We start from the raw sequence: 24,256 nt of genomic DNA on the forward strand, positions 1-24,256 counted from the left end.
TCGTATGCGGACGCGCGACCGGGTCCGGGCCCGGGTGGAGCCGGGTCCGGGTGGAGCCGGGTCCGGGCCCGGTGTCTCAGGAGGCGGCCGCCTCGGCCTGGGTGTACAGGTCCGCGATGGTGTGGTCGAAGAGGGCGCTGTACGAGATGTCGTCGGTGTCGCCGCCCTGCTGGTAGCCGCCGATCGCGCCGATCACGTCGCCGGTGGCGGTGTTGATCCACGGGCCGCCGCTGGTGCCGCCCGGGTAGGCCGGGCAGTGGACGACCCGCTGGTAGGCGCTCTGCTGCCCGGTGGTGTTGGTGCACAGGACGGGCGCCTCGGCGTCGGCGGGGTAGCCGTAGAGGCGGACGGTGGCGCCGAACGGCTCGTCGGTGCCCAGCCGGTTGCCGCCGACCACGTCCTCGACGTTGCGGCCGTTGCTGGGGGCGGTCTCCAGGATCGCGAAGTCCTCGTCCTCGTCGCCCTTCTGGGACCAGCCGGCGGTGGTGTGGATCGCGGTCACCCGCCAGGTGCCGTACGGGGCGGAGCCGTCGCGGTAGCCGGGGGCGAAGGTGACGCCGTCGGTGCTGCTGAGGCAGTGCGCGGCGGTCAGCAGCAGGTTGCCGGTGGCGCTGTGCAGCACGCTGGCGGTGCAGAAGTGGTCGCCGGCCGTCGGCGTGCCGCTGAACAGCGCGCCGACCGTCCCGGTCTCACGGTCGCCGGCCGGCGCCGGGGCGGTGGTGCCGAGCGCGACGTCGGCGGCGGTGGTGGTCGGGGCGGCCGGCGCGGCGGCGGGGGTGGCCGTCGCAGTGGCCGTCGGGTCGGCGGTCGGGGCCGCGGAGGGCGTGGGGGCCGCGACCGGGGCGGGCGGGGCGACCGCCGCCGGGTCGGTGGCCGGGACGGGCACGGCGGCACGGGTGCTGCGGGCCGCCTTCCCGGCGGCCGTCGTGTCGGACAGGTCCAGCCCGTGCGTCCCGGTCAGCACCGCGGCGACCGCCACCGCGGACAGCGCGGTGAACAGGGACGGGGCCAGGAGTCTGCGGCGGCGCGAACTCTCGCGGCGGTGCTTGCCCATGCCTGTCTCTCCTGCCGGGGCGGTCGGTGGCGTCGTTCGGTGAACGACTATGGCGCCTCAGCCTGGAAAGGGCGTGACCGGCTCCTTGGAGCTCGATGAGAAATACCGTCAGCGCGTCAGCACCGCGTCCAGTTCTGCGGCTCCGACGAAAGCGGTGTGCGTCCCGGCGGCGGTGCAGGCGAAGGCCCCGGCCACCGTACCGGCCCGGGCGCAGTCCAGCGGCGGGCGGCCCTGGAACCAGGCGTACAGGAAGCCGGACACGAAGGCGTCCCCGGCGCCGTTGGTGTCCACCACCGGACGGCCCGGGTCGACGGCCGGCAGCCGGCGCGGCGCCGGGTCGTCCCGGGTGAGCAGGTGGCAGCCCTCGGCGCCGGCGGTGGCGACGACCACCCGCGCGCGCCCCTCGGCGAGGATCGCGCGCATCACCTCCTCGTGGCGGCCGCGGCAGCCGGCCACCGAGAGGAAGACCAGGTCGGAGCCGAGCGCGTAGTCGCGGTGGTGCGGGTCGGCGCCGTCCCAGTCGTGCAGGTCGGTGGAGGTGGTGCGGCCGAGGCGGTGCAGGTCGCCGTACATGTCCCGGTTGACGCCGGTGATGGACAGGTGGACGTGCCGGCTGCGCTCGGCGTACGGCAGACAGAAGTCGCGCGGCAGCCGCAGGTCGGCGGGGTGGCGGCCGTCGAAGAAGGAGAACCGGCGGCCCTCCGGGTCCACCAGGTTGACCCCGCGCGGGGTGCCGTACGGGCTCACCAGGTGCGCGAAGTGCAGTCCGTGGCGCGCGTAGTGGGCGCGGACCAGGTCGCCCTGGGGGTCGTCGCCGAGGAAGTCGATGAACGCGGTGCGCAGGCCGAGGTGGTGGGCGCCGAGGGCGACGCCGTTGCCGGTGTGGCCGACGTAGTCCCGCACCGGCTCGACGAACCGCGAGTCGCCGGGCGGGAGTTCCAGCCGCTCGACCCGGACGATGGTGTCCACGCCGCTGCCGCCGACGACGAGCAGGTCGAACTCGGGCGCTGTGGCACTGGACGGCACGGTCTCGGGCAGCACGGCGGCGCCTCCTTGGTCCCTGGGCAGTGCCCAGGAGTCAAGCAGGCGCCGGAGGTTGACTGCAAGGACTTGCTGCAAATTTCAATCGGCGGGTGGCCGCTCCGGACCCGCCTCGGCCCGGACCTCGGCCCCGCTCTCGACGTTCGCCCGGACGTCGGCCCGGGCCACGGCCCGCGGGCTCGGCCGCCCGTCCACCGCCCGTACGGCGGACGCCGATGCCGCCCCGCCCTCGACGACGGTGGCCTCGACGGCGGTGGCCGCGACCGGCGTCGGCCGGTGGTCGATCATCAGCACCGCGACCAGCGCGGCCGCCAGCAGCACGCCCATCGCCACCCAGGTCGCGACGACGTAGCCGTGTACCGCGCCCTGGGCGCGCACCGCCGGGTCGGCGGCGATCCGGGTGGCCAGGAAGCTCGCGGTGGCGCTCGCGGCGACCGTGTTCAGCAGCGCGGTGCCGACCGAACCGCCCACCTGCTGCGCCGAGTTGATGGTGGCCGAGGCCGCGCCGGCCTCGTTCGGGGCGACCCCGAGGGTGGCCAGGCTCATGGCCGGCATGAACACCAGGCCCATGCCGAAGCCGATCAGCAGTTCGGCGGGCAGCACCATGCCGGCCCACGGGCTGTCCACCCGCATCTGGGTCAGCCAGGCCATGCCGCCCGCGGCGAGCAGCAGGCCGGGGCCGATCAGGTTCCGGGACGGCACCCTGGTCATCATCCGGGCCGCGAAGCCCGTCGAACTCAGCACGATGGCGACCGTCATGGGCAGGAAGGACAGGCCGGACACGATCGGCGAGAAGTGCTTGATGGCCTGGAGGTAGTAGGTCAGGAACAGGAAGAGGCCGAACATGCCGACCATCGCCAGGCCCACCGAGAGCGCGCCGCCGCCGCGGTTGCGGTCGGCGACGATGTGCAGCGGCAGCAGCGGGTGCGCGGTGCGCCGTTCGACCAGGACGAACGCCGCGAGCAGCGCCACGCCCAGGACCAGCGGGCCGATCACCAGGCCGTCGCCCCAGCCCCTGGTCACGGCCTCGGAGGTGCCGTAGACGATCGCCAGCAGGCCGCCGCAGCCGAGCAGCGCCCCGGGCAGGTCCAGCCGCAGCCGGCGGCCCTTCCCGACGTGGTCGCGCTTCAGCACGTTGAAGGCCGCGAAGGCGGTGACGGCGGCGATCGGCACGTTGACGAACAGGCACCAGCGCCAGTCCAGGTACTCGGTCAGCAGGCCGCCGGCGATGAAGCCGATCGCGGAGCCGCCGCCGGCGATCGCGCCGAAGATGCCGAAGGCCGTACTGCGCTCCCGCGGATCGGAGAAGGTGGTGGAGAGCAGCCCCAGCGCGGAGGGGGCGAGCAGGGCGCCGAAGGCGCCCTGGAGGGCGCGGGCGCCGAAGAGCATGGCGGGGCCGACCGCCGCACCGCCGAGGGCGGAGGCGAGGGCGAAGCCCAGCAGGCCGACGGTGAAGACGCGCTTGCGGCCGAAGAGGTCGCCCAGCCGGCCGCCGAGCAGCAGCAGGCCGCCGAAGGCCAGCGTGTAGGCGGTGATCACCCACTGCCGGTCGGCGTCCGAGATGCCCAGGTCCCGTTGGGCGGACGGCAGTGCGATGTTCACGATGGTGATGTCGAGCACGATCATGAGCTGGGCGGTGGCGATGACGGCCAGCGCCCACCAGCGGCGGCGGTCCGCGTCCTCATGACCGGCGACGGTTCTCGCAGTCACTGGTCGAGCCTTCCGGAGTGGGGCGGAGAGGTCACGCAGTCGCCTTCCAGCCAAACCCCGCTCCGGACGGATGGCAAGGAAAAACCTCACCAAATCAGACCTTCGGGACAAAAGAACCAGGCCCCCGGGACTGCGGACCGAGTCCCGGGGGCCTGGTTCCACGGCTCGCGCCGCGTGGTGGCTCAGAGCGCCGAGAGCTCCTCGACCAGGTCGTCCAGCCCCAGCGAGCCCTGCGAGAGCGCCGCCATGTGCCAGGCCTTGAGGTCGAACTCCTCGCCGCGCGCCTCGTGCGCCGCCTTCGCCGCCGCCCGGCCGCGCAGCCAGGCGCGCTCGCCCAGCTTGTAGCCGATCGCCTGGCCGGGCAGGCCCAGGTAGCGGACCAGCTCGCTGTCCAGGAAGTCGGCGGACAGGCCGCAGTACAGGCCGAAGAACTCCCGGGCGTGCTCCGGGGCGACCGGCTCGCCCGGCCGGTACGGGGAGTCCGCCGGGAAGTCCAGGCCCACGTGCATGCCGATGTCGACGATGACCCGCAGCGCGCGCATCATCTGCGCGTTGAGGTAGCCCAGGCGGTGGCCCGGGTCGGTGAGGTAGCCGAGCTCGTCCATCAGGCGCTCGGCGTACAGCGCCCAGCCCTCCAGGTTGGCGCTCACCCCGCCGAGGCTCACCTGGTAGGTGGAGAGCCGGTCGGCGACGTAGTTCCACTGCGCGAGCTGGAGGTGGTGGCCCGGGACGCCCTCGTGGTACCAGGTGGAGACCAGGTCCCAGACCGGGAAGCGGTCCCGGCCGACCAGCGGCAGCCAGGTCCGCCCGGGACGGCTGAAGTCCAGCGAGGGCGCGGTGTAGTACGGCGCGGCGGCGCTGCCCGCCGGGGCGATCCTCGACTCGACCCGGGTGACCGGCTCGGCCAGGTCGAAGTGGGTGCCCTGGAGGTCCCGGACGGCCTGGTCCATCAGGCCCTGGAGGTACTCCCGGGCGGCCTCGGCGCCCTCGATCGCCGGGCCGTCCGACTCCAGCCAGCGCATCGCCGCGAGCGGACCCGCGCCCGGCAGGACCTTCTCGGCCTCGGTCTCCATCTGCGCCAGCAGGTCGTGGAACTCGCTCCAGGCCCAGGCGTAGGCCTCGTCGAGGTCCAGGTCGGCACCGGTCCAGTAGCGCACCCAGCGGACGTAGCGCTCCCGGCCCGCGGTGTCCGGGGCGCCGGCCGCGGCCGGGCCGTACACGTCGCGCAGCCAGTCCCGCAGCTCCGCCAGCGCCTCGGCGGCGGCCACCGCGTGCTTCGACAGCTCGGGGTGCAGACCCTCCGGCGCGCCCTGGACGAAGGTGCCGAACCAGGCGCCGGGCACCCGCTCGGCGGCGGGCGCGTCCTCGCCCAGCCACTCGGCGAACTGCCCGAGCACCGTGGCCACCTGGCGCGGGCCGGACAGCAGGCCGCGCTCGACGCCCTCCGTCAACGTGCGCCGGTACTGCGCGAACGCCTCCGGGAGCCGCGCCATCCGGCGGCCGATCACCTGCCACTCGGCCTCGGTGTCGGTGCCCATCAGGGTGAAGGACTCCCGCACGTCGTGCACCGGGGAGCCCAGGTTGCGCAGCGAGCGGAAGTTCTCCCCCGCCTCGTGGACGGCGAGTTCGGCGGTCAGCCGCTCGCGCAGCAGCCGGGCGCAGCGGCGCTCCGCCTCGTCGTCGGCGGCACCGGCCCGCTCGGCCTCGTCGAGCTTCGCCAGGGTGCGGCGGGCGAGGTCGGCGACGGCCTCGGGACCGGCCGGGGAGAGGTCGGGAAGCCGGTCGTCGTCAAGGTTGAGACCGAGGTACACCGCGGTCAGCGGGTCGAGCTCGGCCAGTTCGCGGACGTGGTCGTCGGCGATGCGGCGAGGGGTGGCGCCGTCGGCGGTGATCAGTTCTTCACGCATTCGGACATCATTTCGTGGCGCGGCAGCTTTGCAACCCCTTTGCGAGCCGGGTTCGCCTGCGAAAATCCGTTCGGCGCGACCGGATCCGATCCGTCCGGCGCCCATTACGCTTGGCCGCCATGGAAGCCAGCCCCGCCCCGGCCGCACCCGAGCCGCGCCCGCGCCGCACCGGCTACCGGCGGCTGCCGGTCCAGCAGCGGCGCGAGCAGCTGATCGCGGTCGCCCTGGAGCTGTTCGCCTCCCGGCCGCCCGAGGAGGTGGGCCTGGACGACGTCGCCGAGGCCGCCGGGGCCTCCCGCCCGCTGGTGTACCGCTACTTCGCGGGCGGCAAGCAGCAGTTGTACGAGGCCGCGCTGCGCACCGCGGCGGACGAGCTGAGCAGCCGCTTCGCGCTGCGGCTGAGCGGGACGCCGTCCGAGCAGCTGTCGGCGGTGCTGGACGGCTACTTCGCCTTCGTGGCCGAGCACGACGCGGGCTACTCGGCGCTGCTGCGCGGCGGTTCGGTGGTGGAGACGGCCCGCACCTCGGCGATCGTGGACGACGTCCGGCGGGAGGCGCTGCGCCGGACGCTGCGCCACCTGGGCGTGCGGGAGGCCGGGCCGCGGCTGACGCTGCTGGTGCGCTCCTGGATCGCGGTGGTCGAGGGCGCGTCGCTGAGCTGGCTGGACGAGGGGCGCGCGCTGCCGGTGGCGGAGCTGCGCGACTGGCTGGTGGACCAGTTCACGGCGATGGCGGCGGCGACGGCGCTGCACGACCCGCAGACGGCCGAGGTGCTGGCGGGGGTGCTGGCGCTGGAGGGGCCGCGGCCGGAGCGGGCGGAGCGGCTGCGGGCGGTGCTGGGCGGCGGCTCCTAAGGCGGCGCGGCCGCACCCGAGCGGTCCCGGCGCCCCTCCCGACCCCCGTGCCAAGGGTCGGGGCGGCCTGCGTGATTACGCCTTGCCGAGCACCTGGCGCTGGCGGCCGAGCCCGTCGACCTCGATCTCGACCACGTCGCCCGGGGCGAGGTACGGCGTGCCGGGGCGGCCCAGGGTGACCCCCGCCGGGGTGCCGGTGATGACCACGTCGCCGGGCTCCAGCACCATGAACCGGCTCGCGTAGCGGACCAGTTCGAGCACCGGGAAGACCATCTCCGCGGTGCTGCCGTGCTGCCGCCGCTCGCCGTTGACCCACAGCCGCAGGGTCAGCGCCTGCGGGTCGGCCACCTCGTCGGGGGTGACCAGCCAGGGCCCGAGCGGGGTGAAGGTCTCCGCCGACTTGCCCTTGTCCCACTGGCCGCCGCGCTCGAACTGGAAGGCCCGCTCGGTGACGTCGTTGGCGATCGTGTACCCGGCGATCACCCCGGCCGCCTCGGCGTGCGAGTCCAGGTAGCGGGCGGTGCGGCCGATCACGACGGCCAGCTCGGCCTCGTAGTCGGTCTTCTCGCCGCCGCGCGGCACCAGCACCTCGTCGTACGGGCCGACCACGGTGGAGCCCGGCTTGAGGAAGATGACCGGCTCGGCCGGGATCGCGGCCCCGGCCTCGGCCGCGTGGTCGCGGTAGTTGAGCCCGATGCCGACCACCTTGCCCGGCCGGGGCACCGGTGCGCCCACCCGCAGGCCGTCGAGGTCCAGCACCGGCAGGACGCCGGCGGCCGCGTCCCGGGCCAGTGCGGCCGGGTCCAGCCCGGCCAGGAAGGCCCCGTCGAGGTCGCGGGTCCGCCCCGAGAGGTCGTACGCGGTGCCGTCCTCACCCAGGACGACCGGGCGCTCGGCGCCCGCGGGTCCGACGCGCAGGAGCTTCATCGATCCGTCACCAGCCTTTCGTCGCAGCTCACCGGGGCGGCCCGGAGGCCGCTCCCGAGTCCGGCAACGAGGTATACCAACGCGCCGGGGCGGCGGGCCAGACCGTCCCGATGGGCGAAATCCTCCCGGTTGGCGCTCCGGCCGCCGCCCCGGCTCGGCGGCCCGCACGGTTGACACCCCGGGGGCCGACCGTGCGGAGGCGGCTCAGCCGTCCTGCGCGCCGCCGCCGAGCAGCGCCGCCAGGGCGACGGCCCGCGGCCGGCCCGGGCCGAGCCGGGCGGCCTCCCGCTGCCAGTGCGCGAGGTCGCGCCGGGCGTCCGCCCGGGCCTCCGGGGTGGCACCGGGCACCTGGGCCAGTTCGTCCAGCAGGGCGGCGGCCGCGCCCGGGCTGCCGTCCCGGGCCAGCCAGAGGGCCAGGTCGTGGCAGGTGCGCAGGGTGCGCGGGTCCTCCGGGCCGCAGATCCGGGCGAAGTCGGGGACGAGCGCGGTGAGGATCTCCACCGCCTCCGCGGCCTCGCCGGCCTCCCCGTGCCGCCAGGCCCGGTCGGCCCGCCGGCGCAGCTGCTCCGGGCTGGGGTCGTCCGGGCGCAGCATCCCGGGCCGGATGGCGCGCAGCCGCTCCAGCACCTCGGCGGCGCCGGCCGGCCGCTGTCCGGGCCGCTTGGCGAGCAGTTCGGCGACCAGCCCGGCCAGGGCCGGGTCCTTGCCGCGCACCCGGGGCGGGACTTCCTCCAGGTGCTTGTACATGTACTCGGCGGCCGAGGCGGCGCGGAACGGGCGGGTGCCGGTGCAGACCTCGTACAGCATGATGCCGAGCGCGTAGAGGTCGGCCCGGCCGTCCACCGGGCCGCCGGACCAGCACTCGGGCGCCAGGTACGGGACGGTGCCGACCACGTTGCCGGTGGAGGTGAGCCGGACGGTCTGGGTGACCAGTCGGGCGATGCCGAAGTCCAGGACCTTGGCCCGCTCCCCGTCCTCCACGATCATCACGTTCTCGGGCTTGATGTCCCGGTGGACGATCCCCGAGCGGTGCGCGGCGTCCAGCGCCTTGCACACGTGCCGCATCCAGCGCAGCCCCTGCTTGTGGTCCGGCTGGCCGTCCTTGAGCACCTCGGACAGCGCCCGGCCGCGGACCAGCTCCATCACCAGGTACGGGATCTTCCCGGAGCCGGACTCCGTCCACCCGTAGTCGTACACGGTGACGATGTGCGGGTTGTTGAGGCCGCCGGCCGTCCGGGCCTCGCGGACGAACCGGCTGACCGCCTCCCGGTCGGTGGCGTGCTCGGCGAGCAGCACCTTGACCGCGACCGGCCGGTCGATGGTCGTGTCGGTCGCCCGCCAGACCACGCCGAAGCCGCCCCGGCCCAGCTCCTGCTCCAGCCGGAAGCGGCCGCCGAGCACCTCGCCCTTCTCCATTCCCTCCCCCAACCCGACCGCGCCCGCTCGGCGTTCGCCGCCGGAGGGGTCGGAGGGGTCACCATAGCGGCGGGCGGGGACGAACGGGTGAACGAGCCGGGCCCACTTCCGATGGCTACGGCTTGGGCAGTCCGGGCGGGTTGATCTCGGAGCTCTTCACGGCCTCGTTGTCCAGGCCCCAGCGCTTGAGCACCTGCCCGTACGTGCCGTTCCTGATCACCTCGTCGATCGCCCCGTTCAACGCCTTGACCAGGCCGTTGTCCTTCCGGGTGGTCGCCGCGATCTTGCCGAGGACGTCCGCGCCGCCGCCCGAGTAGGTGCCGACGACCTCGGTCTCGCCGGTCTGCACGGCGTGGAAGGCCAGACTGGGGTTGGGGCCGGTGTAGACCTCGATCCGGCCGGAGGAGAGCGCCAGGTAGTACTCGGTGCCCTGGAAGTACTTGATGTCGATCGGCTTGAGGCCATTCCTGACGTTCTCCTCGCTCCAGGAGACCAGCAGCTTCTCCTGGTTGGTGCCGGTGGCGACGCCGACCGCCTTGCCCGCGAGGTCCCTGGGGCCGGTGACCTTGAGGCCGCCGCCCTTCTTCGCCTCGAAGCCCAGGACGTCCAGCCGGTAGGTGGCGAAGTCGTACTTCTCCTTGCGCGCCTCGGTGACGGTGATGTTGGACAGGCCGACGTCGTACTTGCCGCTGTCCAGGCCGACGAAGATGTTCTCCCAGGAGACCGGGTTGAACTCGACCTTGAGGCCGAGCACGTTGCCGATCAGGAGGGCGAGGTCCGGTTCGACGCCGATGATGGTCTTGTCGTCGTTGGCGTAGAAGTCCAGCGGCGGGGTGGAGCCGATGGAGTCGACGACGCTTAGCGTCCCCTTCCGTCTGATCTCCTCCGGGACCAACGCGGCGATCGCGTCGACCTTGGGCGTGGTGACCCGTTCCTGATTCGGCGACAGGTTCACCACCGTGCCGTCCGGCGCGGTGCTGCCCTTGGCCGGGGCGAGCTCCCCCGCCGCGCCCGTGGCGCCGCTGCCGCAGCCGGCCAGGACGAGGGCTGCGGTGAGCGCGGCGGCGGTCACGAGGGCGCGACGGGGTAGGGACATGGCGGAACTCCTGCTCGGTGAAGGGGGGTTGGGGAAAGAGGGGGTCAGAGGACCTTGGCCAGGAAGGCCCGGGTGCGCTCGTGCCGCGGCCGGTCCAGGACCTCGGCGGGCGGGCCCTGCTCGACCACCACGCCGCCGTCCATGAAGACCACGGTGTCAGCGACCTCGCGGGCGAAGCCGATCTCGTGGGTGACCACGATCATCGTGGTGCCGCTGCGGGCCAGGTCCTTGATGACGTCCAGCACCTCGCCGACCAGCTCCGGGTCGAGCGCCGAGGTCGGCTCGTCGAACAGCAGCACCTTCGGCTCCAGCGCCAGCGCCCGGGCGATCGCCACCCGCTGCTGCTGCCCGCCGGACAGCTGCCGGGGGTAGGCGGCGGCCTTGTCGGCCAGCCCGACCCGCTCCAGCAGCGCCAGCGCCGTCGCCCTGGCCTCGGCCCGGGGGCGGCGCAGCGCGGAGACCGGCGCCTCGACCAGGTTCTCCAGCACGGTGAGGTGCGGGAACAGGTTGAAGTTCTGGAACACGAAGCCGATGCCGGTGCGCTGGCGCAGCACCTCGCGCTCCTTGAGCTCGTACAGCCGGTCGCCGGAGCGGCGGTAGCCGATCAGCTCGCCGTCGATGGCGACGTGGCCGCGGTCCAGCTTCTCCAGGTGGTTGATCGCGCGCAGCAGGGTGGACTTGCCGGAGCCGGACGGGCCGAGCACCACGGTCACCGAGCCGGCCGGGACGTCCAGGTCGACCCCGCGCAGCACCTCCAGCCGGCCGAAGCTCTTGTGCAGGCCGCGGACCTGCACCATCGGGGCGGCCGGGGTCGGGGCGGCCGGGCTCGGCTCGGGCTTCGTCAGGGTGGTCACGACTGTCCTCCGGGGGTACGGGCGGCGGCGGGCCGGGTGCGGTCCGGCAGGCTCCGGGCGAAGGCCCGGACACGCTGCCACGGGGTGGGCGGCGGGGTGCGCTGGGCGCCGCGGGCGAAGTGGCGCTCGACGTAGTACTGGCCGACCGAGAGCACGGTGGTCAGCAGCACGTACCAGACGGTGGCGACCATCAGCAGCGGCACCACCCGGCCGGTGCGGCCGTAGACCACCTGGGCCTGGTAGAAGAGCTCGCCGATGGCCATCACGTAGACCACCGAGGTGCCCTTGAGCAGCGAGATCACCTCGTTGGCGGCGGCCGGCAGGATGCCGCGCATGGCCTGCGGCAGCACGATCCGCCGGCCCTGCCGCCAGCGCGGGATGCCGAGTGCGGCGGCGGCCTCGCGCTGGCCGGCGTCCACCGCGATGATGCCGCCGCGGATGATCTCGGCGGCGAACGCGGCCTGGTGCAGCCCGAGGCCGAGCACCGCCGCGCCGAGCGCGCTGAGCACGCCGACCGTCTCGACCTCGCCGAAGGTCGGGCCGAACGGGATGCCGATCCCGAACCGCTTGTACAGGTAGGAGAGGTTGAACCAGAACACCAGCTGGACGATCAGCGGGATCGAGCGGAACACCCACACGTAGGCCCAGGCGATGGAGCGCAGGATCGCGCTGCGGGACAGCCGCATCGCGGCCACCACGGTGCCCAGAAGGAAGCCCAGCACCGTGCCGTAGGCGGTGAGTTCGAGGGTCCGTCCGATCGCCCGGAGGATGGTGTCGGCGGTGAAGTAGAGCCGGAAGGTGGCCCAGTCCCAGCCGGGGTTGGTGGCCAGGCCGTGGGCGAACTGGGCGAGCACGACCAGCGCGGCGATCCCGGCGGCCCAGCGCCAGGGGTGCCGGGCGGGGACGGTGCGCAGGCCGGCCAGCCGGTCGAGGTCGAGGGCGGCGGCCGGGGCCGGCCGGCTGGGCGGGGCCGCGCTGGTCCCGGTGGTGGCGGTGGTGGCGGTGGTCATCGGGGGTCTCCTTCGCTCGGGCCGGCGCTCAGGCGTGCTCGGGCGGGCTGATCTGCGACTCCTTGATCGCCGACTCGGCGACCCCCCACTTGCGCAGGATCCGCTCGTACGTCCCGTCCTTGATCAGCTGGTTGACCGCCGCCTGGAGGGCCGGGGCGAGCTTCGAGCCCTTCTTCAGGGCGAAGCCGACGTCGAGGCGGTGGAACTCGTTGAGGAAGCGGGTCCCGGAGGCCTCCTGCGCGACCTGGTGGCGCAGGCCGTTGATGGTGGACATCTCGATGTCCACCCGGCCCTGCTGGAGGCTGGTCAGCAGGGCGCCGCTCTCGCTGAACGCCTTGACCTCGTACGGCTTCTTCCCGGCGTCGGTGCAGACGCTCTTCCGGCTGTTGAGGGTGGTCTCGAAGGTGGTGCCGGCGCCGGTGCCGATGGTCAGTCCGCACAGCTGGACCAGGTCGGTGACCGGCTGGATCGCGGTGTTGTCCTTCTTCACCGCGAAGCCCTGGCCGTCGTCGATGTAGGTGACGAAGTCGATGGTCTTCAGCCGGGCCGCGGTGACCCCGAAGTTGCCGGTGCCGACGTCGTACTTCCCGCTGTCCAGGGCGGGCAGGATGGTCTCGAAGGCGGCCTGCTCGCGCTGCACGGTCAGGCCGAGCAGCTTGGCCACCGCGTCGGTGAAGTCCACGTCGATCCCGGCGGGCTTCCGGTCGGCCTGGTCGGTGTAGAAGGCGCTGGGCGGCGTGCCGAAGGACGAACCGAACCTGATCGTGCCGGCGGCGCGGACGTCCTCGGGCAGCAGCGCGGCGGCGGCCTGCGAGGTCCTGAGGCCGGAGACGAGGTCCTCGGTGGCGGCGGCGGACGGACCGCCCGCCGCCGCGCCCGCGATCTTCGGGTCCGAGCCGCAGGCGGCCAGGGCCAGGACCGGCAGCAGGGCGGCGGTCGCGAGCAGGCGGCGGCGGACGGTGCTGGTTCTCACGGGGGGCCTTTCAGGGAGTGTGGGCCAGAACGGGCGACTGCGGTCCGAGGACTGGCAGCCGCTTCTCGAAGGGGAGCGGGCCGATGGTCAGCGGATCGGCCGAGACGTCGAACAGCGGGGTGTAGCCGGCCGCCAGGTAGAGGTTCCTGGCCTCGGGCTGGCGCGGCCCGGTGGTGAGGTAGAACCGGGTGTAGCCGGCCGCGACGGCCGTCCGCTCCAGCTCGGCCAGCACCCGGCGGGCCAGGCCCCGGCGGCGGTGCGCGGAGTGCGTCCACATCCGCTTCACCTCGGCGGTGCGCTCGTCGTAGCGCTTGTACGCGCCGCCGGCCACCGGTTCGCCGTCCTCCAGCAGGAGCAGCAGCACGCCGTGCGGCTCGGCGAAGGCCTCGCCCGGGTAGCGGGTCATCTCCTGGTGCGCCTCGGGGCCGTACCGGGTGACGTACTCGTGGGTGAGCTCGCGCAGCAGCGGTTCGACCAGGGGGTCGTCGACGGACGCCTTGCGGAACTCCCACCCGCCGGCCGCGCTCACGCCTGCGCCGCGATCAGCTGGTGGCGGTCGCGCTCGGCCCGCTCGGCCCGGGCGGCCCCGGCCTTGGCGGCGTCCCGCTTGGCGACCTCCTCGCGGACGATCGGGATGACGTACCGGCCGAAGTCGATCGCGTCGTCCAGCAGGTGGTAGCCGCGCGCGGAGAGGATGTCCACGCCGAGGTCGTAGTAGTCGAGCAGCGCCTGGGCGACCGTCTCCGGGGTGCCGACCAGCGCGTTGGAGTTGCCCGCCCCGCCGGTCGCCGCGGCGGTCGGGGTCCACAGCGCGCGGTCGTAGCGCTCGCCGGCCTCGGCGATCTCGATCAGCCGCCGGGAGCCGGTGTTCTCGGGCGTCACGGCCTCGGGGGTGGTCCCCGGCCGGTCGGCGCCCCGGCGGGCCCGGATCGCGGCCACCGTCCGGTGCGCCTTCTCCCAGGCCAGCGCCTCGGTCGGCGCGATGATCGGCCGGAACGCCACCTGGATCCGCGGCACGTCGGTGCGCCCGGCGGCCCGGGCCGCCTCCCGCACCCGCTCGATCTGCTCGGCGGTGCGGGCCAGCGGCTCGCCCCACAGGCAGTAGACGTCCGCCTCGGCGCCGCCGGCCGCGTAGGCCGCGTCCGAGGAGCCGCCGAAGGAGACCCCGGGGCGCGGCTGCTGCACGGGGAAGACGTCCGAGACGAAGTCGTTGAAGCGGTAGTGCGGGCCCTCGTGGTCGAAGGGCTCCCGGCTGGTCCAGGCCTTCTTGACGATGCCGATGTACTCGCGGGTGCGCTCGTAGCGCTGGTCCTTGGTCAGGAAGTCGCCCTCGCGCTGCTGCTCGTGGTCGTTGCCGCCGGTGATGAAGTGGACGGTCAGCCGGCCGTCGCTGATCCGGTCGAGCGTCGCGAAGGTCTTGGCCGCGAAGGTCGGGTAGGAGACGTTCGGCCGGTGCGCCAGCAGGATCTGGAGGCGGTCCAGGTGCGAGGCGAGGAAGGCCGCCGCGGCCGCCGGCTCGGGGGCGCCGGCCCCGTACGCGAAGAGCACCCGGTCCCAGCCGTGGTCCTCGTGCGCCCGGGCCAGCCGCAGGGTGTAGTCGCGGTCGAAGGCGGCGGTGGTGCGGGCGGTGGTCTCCGAACCGTCGCCGGTGGCGGCGATGCCGAGGAATTCGACGGGCATGGCGGAACCTTTCGGGGTGGGTGGAGGTCCGGTGGACCGCGGGTGGGCGGCACCGGAGGCGGCCGCGGCGGGGCGGCCGTCGAGCGGGTGACGGTGGGAGGGGTGCGGGAGCGGAGGTACCGGACGACGGGAGGGCCGGAGCGCGGGAGGGCCGGAGCGCAGTGCGGGGTCATCGGCGGCAGCGGGGGCCTGACGCGTCGCCGGTCGTCGACGACGGATCCGGCCGCGACGGGGCGGTCCGAGGGAGGGCTCTCCCCGCCGGGGGATCAGGCCGGACGGGCGGCCCGCTGCCGGGTCAGCCGCGACACGCCGCGGACCACACCCGACCGAAGTCGATGTGGTCGCGGGTGACCAGGGGCTGCTCGGCGTACATGGCCCCAAGTTGAACAGTCGGCCGATCGGTACGTCAACCATCCATCATTGCCGCACTGTTGCGATCTCCTGTCGGTTTTTCGACGCGCTTCGACGAAGCCGTCCGGCACCCCCGACCACCCTTGACAGCCGTCGATCGCGCGTGCGTACGATCGACGCGGAGTGCAGTGCCACGCGCCGGCCGTGTTGAGGGACACGGGCCGCCGCCCCCGTACGTGACCACCGCCGTACCTCTTCCCGCCCGCACTCCGCCCAGGAGCCGCCGCCATGGCCACCCCGCAGGACGTCCTGCCCGCCCCCGCCCTCCTCGACCGCCCCGACGCGCCGCCCGCCCCCGAGGCCCGGATCGTCGCCCGCCGCAAGCCCGGCCAGTGGGCCGCGGCCGCCGTCGCCCTGCTGCTGGCCGCGATGGCGGTCAACTCGGTGGTCCGCAACAAGGCCTTCCAGTGGAGCGTGGTCGCCGACTGGTTCACCGCCCGCTCCGTGCTCGACGGCCTCGCCCTGACCCTCTGGCTGACCGCCGCCACCCTCGCCCTCGGCTTCGTGCTCGGCACCGTCCTCGCCACCATGCGACTGTCCGACAACCCCGTTCTGCGCACGCTCAGTTGGGGATACATCTGGGTGTTCCGCTCCACCCCGCCACTGGTGCAGCTGCTGTTCTTCTTCAACATCGGCGCGCTCTACCCGACCCTCGGCCTGGGCATCCCGTTCGGCCCCGAGTTCGTCACGGTCAAGACCGTCAACCTGATGGGCCCCACCCTCACCGCCGTCATCGGCCTCACCCTGCTGGAGACCGCGTACGCCGCCGAGGTGATCCGCGGCGGCATCCTCTCCGTCGACCGCGGCCAGCTGGAGGCGGCGGCCGCGCTCGGGCTCGGCCGGTGGCGGGTGCTGCGCCGGATCGTGGTGCCGCAGGCGATGCGGGCGATCGTGCCGACCGCCGGGAACATGCTGATCGGCGCGCTCAAGGGCACCAGCATCGTCAGCGTGCTGGCCGTCTCCGACCTGCTCTACTCGGTGCAGCTGGTCTACCTCCAGTCGTACCAGGTCATCCCGATGCTGATGGTCGCCACCATCTGGTACCTGGTGGTCACCACCCTGCTGTCCATCGGGCAGTACTACGTGGAGCGCCGCTTCGCCCGGGGCGCCACCCGCGACGGCCTGCCGCCCACGCCGCTGCAGCGGGCCCGCACGGCCCTCGTCAAGGTGGTGCGGGCATGACGGAGCTCGTCATCGTCGGCGCCGGCCCGCGCGGCACCGGGCTGCTGGAGCGGATCGCCGCCAACGCCGCCGAACTCCTGCCCGCCGAGCGGCCGTTGGCGATCCACCTGGTCGACCCGTACCCGCCGGGCGCGGGCCGGATCTGGCGCCACGACCAGTCCCCGCTGCTGCGGATGAACTCGATGGCCGAGGACGTCACCATGTTCACCGACGAGCGCTCCACCCTCGAAGGACCGGTCCGCCCCGGCCCCTCGCTCGCCGAATGGGCGCCCCGGCAGGAGGAGTTCGCGCCCTACCGGGAGGTCGCCGACCCGGCCGTCCGGGCCGAGCTGCGCACCCTCGCCCCCACCGACTTCCCCACCCGCCGGGCCCAGAGCGCCTACCTGGACTGGGTGTTCCGCCGCGCCGTCGCCGAACTGCCGGCGCACGTCACGGTCACCGTCCACCGCGACACCGTCCACCGGATCGAGGGCCCGGCCGACGGCCCGCAGACCGTCCGCCTCGGCGACCGGACCCTCGCCGCCGACCACGTCGTGCTCACCCTCGGCCACCTCGACTCCGTCCCGCACCCGCGCTACGCCGCCGACGCCCGGTTCGCCGCCCGGCACGACCGCTTCCACCTCCCGCCCGCCTACTCCGCCGACGCGGCCGACGACCTGGCCGCCCTCGCCCCCGGCGAACACGTGCTGCTGCGCGGCCTCGGCCTCGCCTCGGTGGACCTGGTCGCCCTGCTCACCGAGGGCCGCGGCGGCCGCTTCGAGCCCACCGGGGACGGGCCCGCGCTGCGCTACCACCCCTCGGGCCGCGAGCCGGTGCTCCACCTCGGCTCCCGGCGCGGCGTCCCGTACCACTCCAAGACCGGCTACCGGCTCCAGGGGCCGCCCGCCCCGCTCCCCCGGTACTTCGACGAGGCCGCCGTGGACGCCGTGCTCGCCACCGGCGGACAGCTCGAACTGCGGCGCGACTTCTGGCCGTTGATGGCCAAGGAGATCGCCTTCGGGCACTACCACGAGCTGTTCCACGCCCACCCCGGGCGCACCGCCCTGCCCTGGCCGGAGTTCCTCGCCCGCTACGACCGGCACGCCTGGTACTCCCCCGAACTCGCCGCCCTGGTCGCCGAGGCCGTCCCCGACCCGGCCGACCGGATCGACTTCGAACGGCTCGACCACCCGCTGGCCGGGCTCGAACTCGGCACCGACGAGGAGCTCCAGGCGCACCTGCGCGGGTACGTCACCGCCGACGCCGACCGCCGCGCCGACCCCGCGCACAGCGCCGACCTCGGCGCCTTCCTCGCCCTGCTCTCGCTGTTCGGCCGGCTCCCCCGGGTCGTCGCCAGCGGCCGGCTCACCGCCCGCTCCCTCGCCGAGGAGGTGGACGAGTGGTTCTTCGGCTACTTCAGCTTCCTCGCCTCCGGCCCGCCCGGGTTCCGGCTGCGCCAGCTGCTCGCCCTCTCCGAGGCCGGGGTGGTGCGCTTCCTCGGCGCGGACGTACGGATCGAACGGGACGAGGCGAGCGGCACCTGGCGGGCCTCCGGCGCCACCGTGCCCGGCCACCACGTCACCGCGACGGCCCTGGTCGAGGCGTACCTGCCCAAGCACGCGCTGGCCCGCACCCTGGACCCGGTGCTCGGCGAACTGCACCGCACCGGACGGATCGTCGAGGAGGTGGTCACCGACCCGGACTACACCCACCGCTCCGGCCTGGTCACCATCGCCGCCGGCGACAGCCGGCTGCTGGACCCGGCCCTCGGCGGCGCCCCGCACCCGCGCCGCACCGCCCTCGGCCCGCACACCAGCCTGCGCGCGGCCGCCGCCTTCGCCCGCCCCCGCACCGACGCCCCCGGCTTCCGGCAGAACGACGCCGCCGCCCGCGCCCTGCTCCGGGCCCTGGCCGCGCTCCCGGCGGCCGCCCCGGCGCTGGCGGCGTGCGCACGGTGACGGCGGTATCGGCCTGAGCACCGCGGCGACGGCACCGGCGTGGCCTGGGCGCCGTGGCGGCGGCGCTCAGGCTCCGAAGATCTCCTCCACCAGGTCCTCGTCCGAGACGTGGTCCGGCGCGTCGAACACCACGTCCGCGACGCCCTTCAGGCCGATCCCCCGGTCCAGCGCGTCCATGCAGGCCCGGGCCTGCTCGTCGGTGGCGAAGTCCCACACCCGCAGCCGCCGCACCAGCACCAGCGCCTCCATCGGGCTCATCCGCGGCGTCCGGCGGCGCGGCCCCGGCCCCTTGCGGCCGGCCTCGGCCAGCTGCCGTTGGTACCCGGCCAGGTCCTGCCAGGCCTGCACGGTGCTCGGGTGCTGCTCGCCCAGCACCCGGGCGAGGTCCGGCAGCAGCCCGTGCAGCTGGATCACCGCGCCCTGCGGGTCACCCCGGTTGGCCTGGTGCAGCGCGAGGTCGTGCCGGGCCTTCAGGACCCGGGGGTCGTACGGGCCCCAGGCGGCGTGCAGGTCGGGCAGCAGCTCGTGCATCAGCCGGATCGTGGTGATCGGCGCACCGCTCTCGCCGACGCACCAGACCAGGTGGTAGCGGGCGCCGAGGGTGTCCGGGTCGAGCGGGCCGAGCGCCGAGCGCATGTCGCCCACCAGGGCGGTCAGCAGCCGGATCGCGCCGTTCAGGTCCCCGGTCCGGCTGAGGTACCAGGCGAAGTCCCGCCAGGTGCACAGGGTGTCCCGGTCGCTCGCGCCGAGCACGGTCACGCACTCCTGGGCGACGGTCTGCAGGAGCATCGCCGACTCGCCGGCCGTCGCCGCCCGGTACGCGGCCGACCGGCGCTCGCGCAGCCCGGCCCGTACGGCCTCGGAGGGCGGCGCGGCCGTCACCGGCGGCGTGGTCAGCGGCGGCAGCACCGACGGGACGGCGGGCGGCGCGGCGGGAACGGGAACGGCAGGCGGGGGAACGGCAGGCGGGGGAACTGCGGGCGGCACGGCGGGCGGGGGAACGGCGGGCGCGGGGACGACCGGCGGGGCGCTCGGCGGAGGCGGCACCACCGGTGCCGGACGCTCCACCACCGTCGGCACCGGCGCCGGCGCACCCGCCCGGCCGCCCGCCCACCCGGCCAGCTCGGCGAGCCGCCGCTCGACCGTACGGGCGTCGGCCGGCCGGTCCGCCGGGTCCTTCGCCAGCAGCTCCGCGACCAGCCCGGCCACCTGCGGCGGCAGCCCGAACTGCGCCGGGTCCAGCGGCGCGGGCACCTCGTTGAGGTGCTGGTACATCAGCACCGGCGTCGAGTCCCCGCCGAACGGCCGTGCCCCGGTGAAGAGTTCGACCAGGACGCAGCCCAGCGCGTACAGGTCGGCCCGCCCGTCCACCCGGCCGCCGGTCCACCGCTCGGGCGCCATGTACGCCGGGCTGCCGACGATCGTCCCGGTGGTGGTCAGCCCGCCCGCGCCGGTGTCCAACTGGGCGATGCCGAAGTCCAGCACCTTCAGGTGCCCGGCGTCGGTGATCATCACGTTGTCCGGCTTGATGTCCCGGTGCACCATGCCCGCGTCGTGCGCGGCGGCCAGCGCGCCGCTGATCTGCCGCCCCCAGCGCAGGCTGAGCCCGGGCTCGGGCACCCCCGCCTCCAGCACCTCGGTGAGGGTGCGGCCGGTGAGCAGCTCCATCACCAGGTAGGTGACCTCCTCGCCGCCGAGCTCGCACTGCCCGAGGTCGTGCACCGTGACGATGTGCGGGTGCGAGAGGTTGCCGGCCGCGCCGGCCTCCCGGACGAACCGCAGCGCGGCCTTCGCCCGGTCGCCGCCGTGGTGCCCGATGACCTTGACCGCCACCGGCCGCCCCATCCGGGTGTCCTCGGCCCGCCACACCACCCCGAACCCGCCCTGCCCAAGCTTCTCCACCAGCTCGTACCGGCCGTCCAGGACGTCCCCGACTCGCACGCGCGCTCCCCTCCCGCCATGACGCCCAGACTCTACCGACGCCGGCCGCCGCCCTTCGCCCCGCCGTCGCCCCTCCCCGCCCGCCCCCTCCCCCGGCCCCCGGCCAGGTGGAAGGATGGAATCGAACCCCCGCACGAAGGCGGCGGTACGCACCAGCAGAGCCCGAGGAGAGCGGCCATGGCCAAGCAGGCCCCGCAGAGCGACCCGGCGCAGGACGCCCCCGAGGTGTCCGCGCCCCAGCACGCCGCCGCCGGGCTGCCCGCCGTCGGCCACAGCCTGCGGATGGCCGCCGAGCAGATGGGCGCCCGCCGCACCCTGGCCACCCTGCTCAAGGTCAACCAGCAGGACGGCTTCGACTGCCCCGGCTGCGCCTGGCCGGAGCCGGACAAGCCGCACACCGCCGAGTTCTGCGAGAACGGCGCCAAGGCCGTCGCCGAGGAGGCCACCGAGCGCCGCGTCCGCGCCGAGTTCTTCGCCGCCCACCCGGTCGCCGACCTGGCCGAGCGCTCCGGCTACTGGCTGGGCCAGCAGGGCCGGCTCACCCAGCCGATGCTGCTGGACGAGGGCGCCACCCACTACACGCCGGTCTCCTGGGACGACGCCTTCGCGCTCGTCGCCGAGGAGCTGAAGGCCCTGGACACCCCGGACGGCGCCGCCTTCTACACCTCCGGCCGGACCAGCAACGAGGCCGCCTTCGCGTACCAGCTGTTCGCCCGCCGGCTCGGCACCAACAACCTGCCGGACTGCTCCAACATGTGCCACGAGTCCTCCGGCTCGGCGCTCACCGAGACGCTCGGCGTCGGCAAGGGCAGCGTCAGCCTGAAGGACCTCTACCAGGCCGACCTGATCATCGTGGCCGGCCAGAACCCGGGCACCAACCACCCCCGGATGCTCTCCGCGCTGGAGCGCGCCAAGCGGGCGGGCGCCACGATCGTCAGCGTCAACCCGCTGCCGGAGGCCGGCCTGGAGCGGTTCAAGAACCCGCAGCACGCGCGCGGCCTGGTCGGCCACGGCACCAAGCTGACCGACCTCTTCCTGCAGATCCGCCTCGGCGGGGACCTCGCGCTGTTCCGCGCGCTGAACCGGATCGTCCTGGAGCAGGACGGCGTCGACCGCGACTTCGTCGCCGAACACTGCTACGGCTTCGAGGAGTTCGAGGCCCAGGCGCGGCGGACCGACCGCGCCGAGGTGCTCGCCGCGACCGGCCTGCCCTGGGAGCAGATCGAGGAGCTCGGCCGGCTGGTGCTGAAGTCCGAGAAGATCATCGTCTGCTGGGCGATGGGCCTCACCCAGCACAAGCACGCCGTGCCGACCATCCGCGAGGTGGTCAACTTCCTGCTGCTGCGCGGCAACGTCGGCCGCCCCGGCGCCGGGGTCTGCCCGGTGCGCGGGCACAGCAACGTCCAGGGCGACCGGACGATGGGCATCTTCGAGCGCCCCGGCGACGCCTTCCTGGACGCCCTGGGCCGGGAGTTCGGCTTCGAGCCGCCGCGCGAGCACGGCCTCGACTCGGTGGACACCATCCGCGCCATGCGCGACGGCCGGATCGGGGTCTTCTTCGCGATGGGCGGCAACTTCGTCGCGGCCACCCCGGACACCGAGGTCACCGAGGCCGCGATGCGCAAGTGCCGGCTGACCGTCCACGTCTCCACCAAGCTCAACCGCTCGCACGTGGTCACCGGCGCCCGCGCCCTGATCCTGCCCACCCTCGGCCGCACCGACCGGGACGTCAGCGCGCACGGCGCCCAGTTCGTCAGCGTCGAGGACTCGATGGGCCAGGTGCACGCCTCGCGCGGCGGCCTGCGCCCGCCCGCCCCCGGCCTGCTCTCCGAGACCGCGATCGTCTGCCGGCTCGCCCGCACCGTGCTCGGACCGCGGGACACCGTGCCGTGGGAGGACTTCGCCACCGACTACGACACCCTGCGGGACCGGATCGCCCGCGTCGTCCCGGGCTTCGAGGACTTCAACGAGAAGGTCCGCCGCCCCGGCGGCTTCACCCTGCCGCACGGCCCCCGGGACACCCGCACCTTCCCGACCGCGACCGGGAAGGCCAACTTCTCCGTCAACCCGCTGACCGCCCCCGAGGTCCCGCCGGGCCGGCTGCTGCTCCAGACCCTGCGCTCGCACGACCAGTACAACACCACGATCTACGGCCTCGACGACCGCTACCGCGGCATCAAGGGCGGCCGCCGGGTGGTCCTGGTCAACCCCGCGGACGCCGAGGAGCTGGGGCTGACCGACGGCGGGTACGTCGACCTGGTCGGCGAGTGGAGCGACGGGGTGGAGCGCCGCGCCCCGCACTTCCGGGTCGTCCACTACCCCGTCGCCCGCGGCGGCGCGGCGGCCTACTACCCCGAGACCAACGTGCTGGTGCCGCTGGACTCCACCGCCGACATCAGCAACACCCCGACCTCCAAGGCGGTCGTGATCCGCTTCGCCCCCGACAGCGGCGCGTAGCCGTCCCGGACAGCACGGAGGCCGCCCCGCGTCCGGTGACGTGGGGCGGCCTCCTCATGGCCTGATCGGCGCGTCAGTGCGTCGGGGTGCCCAGCGGCAGCGTCGCCGTCGCACTGCCCGCGGCCGTGGCGGTCGCCGAACCGGTGCCGCTCGGGCTCCCCGTCGGGGTGCCCGTCCCGGTCGGGGTGGGCGTGCCGGTCCCACTCGGGGTGCCCGGCCCGGTCGGCGTCCCGGTCGGGGTCGTGGTCGGGGTCGTGGTCGGCGTGCCGCCGGTCGGCGTACCCGGGTCGGTCGGCGTACCGGTGCCGCCCGGCGTGCTCGGCGTGCCCGGGTCGGTCGGCGTGCCCGGCACGGCCGGCGGCGTCACCGTGCCGCCCGTGGCCGGCGGGGCCGGCACCTGGTTGGCCGGGCTCGGCGCGATCGGCGTCACGGAGTCCCAGTTCGCCGGGAGGTCGGGCACCTTCCAGGCCCCGCCGGCCTCGTCCGCCGCACCGGTCGGGTCCGGCCGGACGGCGCCGAGGATCGGCATCGAGCCGATCGGCGAGATCTTGATGAACGCCCCGGGCCGCGGCGCCTGCACGATCAGCCCGCCACCGATGTACATCCCGATGTGCGAGGCGTCCTGGAAGTACACCACCAGGTCGCCGGGCCGCAGCTGGTTGAGCGCCACGTGCGGCAGCTGCGCCCACTGCTCCTGGCTGGTGCGCGGGATCGGCCGGCCGGCGTGCAGCCAGGCCTGCGAGGTGAGGCCCGAGCAGTCGTAGGCGTCCGGGCCGGTGCCGCCCCACAGGTACGGCTTGCCCACCTGCGCCAGCGCGAAGGCGATCGCCCCGCGCCCCTGCTGGGAGGGCGTGCGCTCGCCCTTGCCGAGCGCCCCGGAGGCGAGGAACGCGAGCTGCGCCTCGTCCGCCTTGGCCTTCTCCAGCTGCTCCAGCTCGGCCCGCTGGGCGCCGGTCAGGGTGGCGACCGTCTGCTCGACGGCGGCCAGGTCGGAGGCGGCCTTGGCCTTGGCCGCGTCCTGCTGGGCGACCAGCGCCTGGGAGGTCTTCAGCGCCTCCTCGGTCTGCTTCTTCAGCCCGTCCAGCGCGTCCCGGTCGCTCTTCAGCTTGTCCAGGAACTCCGACTGCGAGCGGCTGGCCGAGGCGAGCAGCTCGGCGATGACGACCGCCTCGTACGGGTCCTTGGAGAGCAGCAGCTCGGCGTAGGCCGAGGCGGACCCGTTGCGGTACTGCGCGGCGGCGAGCTGGGAGGCGATGTCGGTGCCGGCGTCGACCTGCTTCTGCTGGCGGTCCTGCCGGCCCTGGAGGTCGGTGAGCGAGGTCTGCTGCTCCGCCGCCTTGGCGACGGCGCCGTTGTACTGCTCGGTGGCGGCCTCGGCGCTCTGGTAGAGCGCGTGCAGCCGGTCGAGCAGCGGGCCGAGGGTGGCCTTGGCGTCGGCGAGCGGGTCCGCGCCGGCGACGACCTGCCCGGCTCCCGGGTCGGGTGCGGCCCAGGCGGCCGCCGCGCCGACCGGCAGCGCGAGCGCCGCGGCCGCGAGGACGGCTCCGCAGCGCAGTGCCGCCCGTACCCAGGGCCGTACGCGTGCCGTCTCCGCTCTCTGTCCCGCCCCGCCCATGGCTGGTCCTCCCCGCCGCGCACTGCCCCTGTCCCGGCTTCCCGGATCCCGCAGATCCTCCCACGGGTTACTCACCGGAAACAGGGCGCATGCGGACTGGGAGGTTAATTCTCGATTGACCTGTGAGACAGCTCTCAGCAAACCGGGTCGAACCGGCGCGTTCTTCGCTAATGTCCAGTTCAGCGCGCCGT

At 74.4% G+C, this 24,256-nt stretch carries 18 protein-coding genes; 4 read left to right on the top strand and 14 right to left on the bottom strand.

What is annotated here, in order from left to right; genetic code table 11:
• Positions 1-76 precede the first annotated feature (76 nt).
• The 4 genes from ACFCY1_RS28650 to ACFCY1_RS28665 all read right to left on the bottom strand — a co-directional run bounded on the left by ACFCY1_RS28650 (position 77) and on the right by ACFCY1_RS28665 (position 5,712).
• Positions 77-1,054, bottom strand: coding sequence for a trypsin-like serine peptidase (locus ACFCY1_RS28650; protein WP_375876479.1), 978 nt, complete (start codon positions 1,052-1,054; stop codon positions 77-79).
• A gap of 108 nt (positions 1,055-1,162) precedes the next feature.
• Positions 1,163-2,095 (bottom strand): carbohydrate kinase family protein, encoded by a 933-nt coding sequence (locus ACFCY1_RS28655; protein WP_375876480.1) that lies wholly within the window; start codon positions 2,093-2,095, stop codon positions 1,163-1,165.
• An 81-nt stretch (positions 2,096-2,176) separates the two neighbouring features.
• On the bottom strand, positions 2,177-3,721 hold the full coding sequence (locus ACFCY1_RS28660) for an MFS transporter (protein WP_375876500.1): 1,545 nt from the start codon (positions 3,719-3,721) through the stop codon (positions 2,177-2,179).
• 266 nt (positions 3,722-3,987) lie between these two features.
• A complete protein-coding gene (locus ACFCY1_RS28665; protein ID WP_049657741.1) occupies positions 3,988-5,712 on the bottom strand; it encodes a DUF885 domain-containing protein in 1,725 nt (574 codons plus the stop codon).
• A gap of 119 nt (positions 5,713-5,831) precedes the next feature.
• Between ACFCY1_RS28665 and ACFCY1_RS28670 the strand changes: the two genes are divergently transcribed.
• Entirely contained in the window at positions 5,832-6,566 is a 735-nt protein-coding gene (locus ACFCY1_RS28670) for a TetR/AcrR family transcriptional regulator (protein WP_074001443.1), read from the top strand.
• Positions 6,567-6,641: 75 nt separating this feature from the next.
• On the opposite strand, the gene ACFCY1_RS28675 is transcribed toward ACFCY1_RS28670, so the two are convergent.
• The 8 genes from ACFCY1_RS28675 to ACFCY1_RS28710 form a co-directional block, all read right to left on the bottom strand.
• On the bottom strand, positions 6,642-7,493 hold the full coding sequence (locus tag ACFCY1_RS28675; RefSeq protein ID WP_375876482.1) for a fumarylacetoacetate hydrolase family protein: 852 nt from the start codon (positions 7,491-7,493) through the stop codon (positions 6,642-6,644).
• 204 nt (positions 7,494-7,697) lie between these two features.
• On the bottom strand, positions 7,698-8,909 hold the full coding sequence (locus tag ACFCY1_RS28680; RefSeq protein WP_375876483.1) for a serine/threonine-protein kinase: 1,212 nt from the start codon (positions 8,907-8,909) through the stop codon (positions 7,698-7,700).
• A 115-nt stretch (positions 8,910-9,024) separates the two neighbouring features.
• Positions 9,025-10,005: an ABC transporter substrate-binding protein gene (locus tag ACFCY1_RS28685; protein WP_375876485.1), complete on the bottom strand. Its 981-nt coding sequence runs from the start codon at positions 10,003-10,005 to the stop codon at positions 9,025-9,027.
• Between the two features lie 44 nt (positions 10,006-10,049).
• A complete protein-coding gene (locus ACFCY1_RS28690; RefSeq protein WP_049655467.1) occupies positions 10,050-10,802 on the bottom strand; it encodes an amino acid ABC transporter ATP-binding protein in 753 nt (250 codons plus the stop codon).
• Between the two features lie 53 nt (positions 10,803-10,855).
• Entirely contained in the window at positions 10,856-11,869 is a 1,014-nt protein-coding gene (locus tag ACFCY1_RS28695; protein WP_375876486.1) for an amino acid ABC transporter permease, read from the bottom strand.
• 28 nt (positions 11,870-11,897) lie between these two features.
• Positions 11,898-12,842, bottom strand: a complete 945-nt coding sequence (locus ACFCY1_RS28700) for an ABC transporter substrate-binding protein (protein ID WP_375876487.1) — start codon at positions 12,840-12,842, stop codon at positions 11,898-11,900.
• A 10-nt stretch (positions 12,843-12,852) separates the two neighbouring features.
• Positions 12,853-13,371 carry a GNAT family N-acetyltransferase gene (locus tag ACFCY1_RS28705; protein ID WP_375876488.1) on the bottom strand — a complete coding sequence of 173 codons (519 nt, stop codon included), beginning with the start codon at positions 13,369-13,371 and terminating at the stop codon, positions 12,853-12,855.
• On the bottom strand, positions 13,368-14,522 hold the full coding sequence (locus ACFCY1_RS28710) for an LLM class flavin-dependent oxidoreductase (RefSeq protein ID WP_117489518.1): 1,155 nt from the start codon (positions 14,520-14,522) through the stop codon (positions 13,368-13,370). Before ACFCY1_RS28710 ends, ACFCY1_RS28705 begins: the two co-directional genes overlap by 4 nt.
• A 639-nt stretch (positions 14,523-15,161) precedes the next feature.
• On the opposite strand from ACFCY1_RS28710, the gene ACFCY1_RS28715 reads away from it, so the two are divergent.
• Together ACFCY1_RS28715 and ACFCY1_RS28720 are read left to right on the top strand one after the other, a co-directional pair.
• A complete protein-coding gene (locus tag ACFCY1_RS28715) occupies positions 15,162-16,115 on the top strand; it encodes an amino acid ABC transporter permease (RefSeq protein WP_375876489.1) in 954 nt (317 codons plus the stop codon).
• Positions 16,112-18,052: an FAD/NAD(P)-binding protein gene (locus tag ACFCY1_RS28720; protein WP_375876490.1), complete on the top strand. Its 1,941-nt coding sequence runs from the start codon at positions 16,112-16,114 to the stop codon at positions 18,050-18,052. The genes ACFCY1_RS28715 and ACFCY1_RS28720 overlap by 4 nt, the downstream gene beginning before the upstream one ends.
• Positions 18,053-18,118: 66 nt before the next feature.
• Here ACFCY1_RS28720 and ACFCY1_RS28725 read toward each other — a convergent pair whose 3' ends face one another.
• The gene (locus ACFCY1_RS28725; RefSeq protein WP_375876491.1) at positions 18,119-19,993 is read right to left on the bottom strand and encodes a protein kinase; all 1,875 of its coding nucleotides are present in this window, start codon (positions 19,991-19,993) and stop codon (positions 18,119-18,121) included.
• 177 nt (positions 19,994-20,170) lie between these two features.
• Between ACFCY1_RS28725 and ACFCY1_RS28730 the strand changes: the two genes are divergently transcribed.
• Entirely contained in the window at positions 20,171-22,450 is a 2,280-nt protein-coding gene (locus ACFCY1_RS28730) for an FdhF/YdeP family oxidoreductase (protein WP_375876492.1), read from the top strand.
• A 73-nt stretch (positions 22,451-22,523) separates the two neighbouring features.
• Here the strand turns inward: ACFCY1_RS28730 and ACFCY1_RS28735 are convergent, their stop codons facing one another.
• Positions 22,524-24,065, bottom strand: a complete 1,542-nt coding sequence (locus tag ACFCY1_RS28735; RefSeq protein WP_074001432.1) for an NlpC/P60 family protein — start codon at positions 24,063-24,065, stop codon at positions 22,524-22,526.
• Between the last annotated feature and the right edge of the window lie 191 nt (positions 24,066-24,256).

Source organism: Kitasatospora sp. NPDC056273 (genome assembly GCF_042268845.1).
In the GTDB taxonomy this organism is placed as follows: domain Bacteria; phylum Actinomycetota; class Actinomycetes; order Streptomycetales; family Streptomycetaceae; genus Kitasatospora.